This is a genomic window from Cytobacillus sp. EB106-05-05-XG126, assembly GCF_058791715.1.
Genome location: NZ_JBYTDU010000036.1, coordinates 1 through 4,177 on the forward strand (window position 1 = coordinate 1; position 4,177 = coordinate 4,177).

Sequence of the window (4,177 nt, forward strand, 5' to 3'; positions counted from 1 at the left end):
AATGAACCGCCGTATACCGAACGGTACGTACGGTGGTGTGAGAGGTCGGGGGTTAGTCACCCCCTCCTACTCGATTATTCTTTTTCCGCCGGTCTATACTTACCCTCCGGAAGTTTCTCAACTAAATTAAACTCAATCAACTTCTTCAAGGATAAATTACAGTAAGCAGCTGCATCGTATTTATCTCTTCCGACTTTTTGTCCGATCTCGGATGGCCCTACACCTGACTGCTTTTCTTTGTATAACTCACATAACGCTTTAAGGATATTCTTATCTTTTTCAGTAATTTGTTTTTTGGACTGTTGTGACAAAATAAACCTCCCTAGATATGGTTATAAAGGAAAAGTAAAACAATAAAGGCTTATCAAGTCATTTAGCAGATCTACATCAAATTGGGGAGGTTCGACTTACAACCTTTCCAATATATTCAAAAGGAAATATAATGATATCTAGTTAAAAGTTATAAAGCTTTCCTAAGGAGTGATAAGAATGAGTAACAGAAATAGCAAATACGAACCGCTACAAAATTTTTAAAAGTTCCAAAAGACTAAGAGTATCAAAATGACTTTTTTAGAGGTAGAAGACATTCTAGGGTTCACACTCCCAAAATCAGCCTATAAACATGAAGCGTGGTGGGATAAATCGGATTCTCATACACAGTCCTTCGCTTGGAAAAATGCTCATTTTATTGCAAAACCAAACTTGAAAGAAAAAAAGGTAGAGTTTGTTAAGCACATAGAAGATTAGTTTTATAAAAGCAGCGTTGTTAATATAGTAATCACAAATAACAGTAGGGGCGAACAATGATTAAAATTAACAGTATAAATGAATTTAATGAATATAGAAATAATAAAATTGGTTATTTCCTTATAGATGATAAACCAACTAAAATTAAGACATTACATATGGCAAGTTGTCCTCATATTAATATTAGATTTTTTGAACAAAAGGTTATTAATAATCAAGAAAAGAATGGAAGTTACTACTGGAGCGGTGATTTAAAGGAAATCTTAAATGAAGAGAGCATACGAGAGTGCCTAGTTTGTAAGAAGTAATTAAGCGCCTAGATACATTTTCAATAAGTTATTTGTCGTTGCTTGCAAAAGAGAACAATACATAAGAAATTTTCACATCAAAATCCCTATTCAACTAGTTCAATGAGTAAATTAATATAAAAATAGAAAAATGTGGAATATGTGATTGTCAGGTGAACAGTTTAAGTATGGAGATGATTAAAGTTGAAAGTATTAGATGTGAAAGATTTACTTTTAGGTATCCAACAGACAAGTAATCAACTGAATATACTTAAGAATCAAGTTAAACATGTTCAAATGGCCATCAAGGAGTTTATCTCTCATGAAGATTCTTTCAAAGGAGATGGCGGCAGGTCGATTTTAAACTTCTACCAGGAAAGCCACCTGCCTTTTCTACTATTCTTTGAATCCTGGATTGAAGATTACCAATCCTATTTAAACAGTCTAGAAAACACAATCCACGACTTTGAATCTTCTCCTGCAGGATTCATCCGCCAGGAATTCCTTGAGAATGAGCTACAATTGGGCCTAAGAAACACTCTTCAGATCGCCTCTGAACTAACTAAAGAAGCAAATGAAGTAATAAAAACCGTAAGCGATATTGTCCCGCTGCCGCTGCTGAAGGATAACCGCTTTATCCAAGCATCAATGCATGCCCAGGACTCTAGCCGGGGAACAGTTGAAAAATTAGAAGCCTTTGACCATCGGGAAACTGCAGCGCTTGACCCCCTCTTAAAAAATTTAGACCACATGGAAGACTACATAAAAAAAATGGCTGGCATGCTCCAAAGCGGCAACTTATCTTTGGCCCATTATCAGCCAAGAGCTCTTAATTGGGAGGATTTCCATGATGAAATATCGAATCCTAGTCCACAAAGGGAGCAAAGTCTCCTTCATGATATGGCTGAAGGAGCCATTGAGGGGGCTTCTAAAGCTGTAAGAGATACTTTGGAAGGCCTTAAGTCTACCTATGAGCTGGGACGAAAGATCATGGGACCGTTCAGTCCGCTGTTTTTAGGTAGTGAATTGCTGTTTAACCGTGACCAGCTGCTAGAAAATCAAAGGAAGCACCAGGAGTTTTATTTACGCATTTTAAATGACCCAATAGGAAAAGTACGTCAGGTTCTGGATATGCCGAAATACATATGGTCTGCTATCACCAGTGCCTGGGAGCGTGATGTTGTAAATGGGGATGCCAAAAGCCGGACAGCCTTCTTTACCTATGGCCTGACTTCCCTTGGAATTGGTATTCTCGGGGATAAAGGAATTGGTAAAGCCGGTACAATAGCCAAGACGGTAGGCCAGGCTACTAAGGGAGGGAAGGGACTTTCTTTTCATACACAAGGACCAGCTCCTGCAATGGTGGGAGGTGTCGATCACGGTCCAGTACCTTACAATGTATTTCATAACCCCTTGACACAGATCAAGAAGCTAGCAGATAAAGAGTATAGAGCAAAGCCTAATAAAATTGAAAAAGATAATTACTTTGTTGGTACTTTAAAGGGAGAAAAAGTCCACTTAAAAGGCGTAAAAGTAGAAGAGATTATATACACAAAAAGACATCCGGAAGAAACTGCGCAATTAAGAAAAACCTTTAATAATTCTGTTAAGAAAAGTTTTCTTAAAACGTTTGCTAACGATCCGATAAGAGTACAATTTCTTCGAAGGGCAGGGTTAGATGATAATGATATTGCCAGAATGAAAGATGGCCTTAATCCAAAGGGATGGCAAGTCCATCATAATTTACCTTTAGATGATGGTGGTACCAATGATTTTACTAACTTGGTATTGATAAAAAATGATCCATATCATAAAGCAGTTACCAATGAACAAAACTCTCTAACAAGAGAATTAACTCCTACACAAAGTAAAAGGATTAATTGGCCAATGTTTGAAGATGAGGTTTACCCACCGGAACCTTTTAAATAAAGAAGGGATGAGCAGATATGGCCCAGTGGAAAGAATTATTGATTGAAATAAAGAAAATTGAAGAGAAATATGGCAGTTCACTAAGGAATCCAGTTACGGATGTAGAGATAAGAAAGTTGCGGCTAGACATTCAGGAGAAATTAGGGAATATAGAATTACCTAAGTCTTATGTAGACTTTTTGAAAACTGTAAATGGATTAGACTTTAATGGTTTGGTCATTTATGGTGTTGACGAACATCTACTTGATGACCAAGAAGGTGAAAATCTTCAGGGGTTTGTTGAAACTAATGAGATTTGGTATGAAAATGATTGGCAAAAGCAATACATGTTTTTTGGGGACTCTGATACTGCCTGGTACTGTTTAGAACTTCAAAAAGCAAGGTTCCTTGAACTTGATAAACCGTCTGGATCCATAATTCAATCTTTTGATAGTTTTGATTCAATGTTAAGTGAAGCCTTACAAACAGCTCTAACCTAATGATCCTTAACTGAGGATTAGGGTAAACTCAATCTCGCTTTTTCATACTAGCTGCCAAAAACCAGGCAGCTTTTTCTTTTTAAATAAAGGTGGGATAAGAGACACAAACTTATATACGTATTAGCATATTATGCAAACATAAAATGCTAGGAATTTAATCCCAAGGGCTTAGACAACTGATTAACTTCTCTGTTTGGTTTTAATAGCTATACTAATAAGATATGCACTATAGATACTTGAGAGAAGGTGTTCAATCTCAATAGCGCTGGTTAAAAAACTTTGTTATAATTAGTGTAAAATTACACTATATAAACAAAGGGTGATACATATTGGATAATATTAATAAGTGGGAAATAATTTCTTTGGTTTTAGCTATTATTGGTGTTACTTTTAGTATGATGTTTCAGGGGATGGCTTATTGGGGACCTGGTGGTTCATTGACTTGGATTGGATTCTGGGTAGGTGCAATTTTGTCATACTTTTTTTCGTTATCTTCAATTGCTTGTATGTTTTTAAACAAAGATAAGTTACATACTTTAATGGTTACTATAAATATAATTTTAATTTCTGCAACAATGCTATGGACTACATTTATTATTATTGCTTGGCAATCAGGAAAATAGATTAGCTACCATTCATTCGGGGTGGTTATTTAACTAAACCAGCTAATAGTTTGTCAACTTTTTTCATTTAAATTGCTTTTTGTTGTGTGGTATCCTAAAAATATGCATACCA

Annotated in this window: 6 protein-coding genes; 5 read left to right on the forward strand and 1 reads right to left on the reverse strand. The window is 36.0% G+C overall.

What is annotated here, in order from left to right; genetic code table 11:
- Nucleotides 1-74: 74 nt before the first annotated feature.
- On the reverse strand, nt 75-311 hold the full coding sequence (locus tag AC3WTL_RS25565; RefSeq protein WP_284522383.1) for a helix-turn-helix domain-containing protein: 237 nt from the start codon (nt 309-311) through the stop codon (nt 75-77).
- Between the two features lie 244 nt (nt 312-555).
- Between AC3WTL_RS25565 and AC3WTL_RS25570 the strand changes: the two genes are divergently transcribed.
- The 5 genes from AC3WTL_RS25570 to AC3WTL_RS25590 all read left to right on the forward strand — a co-directional run bounded on the left by AC3WTL_RS25570 (nt 556) and on the right by AC3WTL_RS25590 (nt 4,065).
- On the forward strand, nt 556-747 hold the full coding sequence (locus tag AC3WTL_RS25570) for a DUF7662 domain-containing protein (protein WP_492370275.1): 192 nt from the start codon (nt 556-558) through the stop codon (nt 745-747).
- A 56-nt stretch (nt 748-803) separates the two neighbouring features.
- Nucleotides 804-1,055 (forward strand): hypothetical protein, encoded by a 252-nt coding sequence (locus AC3WTL_RS25575; RefSeq protein ID WP_492370271.1) that lies wholly within the window; start codon nt 804-806, stop codon nt 1,053-1,055.
- A 183-nt stretch (nt 1,056-1,238) separates the two neighbouring features.
- The gene (locus AC3WTL_RS25580) at nt 1,239-2,963 is read left to right on the forward strand and encodes a T7SS effector LXG polymorphic toxin (protein ID WP_492370272.1); all 1,725 of its coding nucleotides are present in this window, start codon (nt 1,239-1,241) and stop codon (nt 2,961-2,963) included.
- Nucleotides 2,964-2,980: 17 nt separating this feature from the next.
- On the forward strand, nt 2,981-3,442 hold the full coding sequence (locus AC3WTL_RS25585; RefSeq protein WP_492370273.1) for a YrhA family protein: 462 nt from the start codon (nt 2,981-2,983) through the stop codon (nt 3,440-3,442).
- A gap of 329 nt (nt 3,443-3,771) precedes the next feature.
- The gene (locus tag AC3WTL_RS25590; protein WP_492370274.1) at nt 3,772-4,065 is read left to right on the forward strand and encodes a DUF3902 family protein; all 294 of its coding nucleotides are present in this window, start codon (nt 3,772-3,774) and stop codon (nt 4,063-4,065) included.
- Nucleotides 4,066-4,177: the final 112 nt, after the last annotated feature.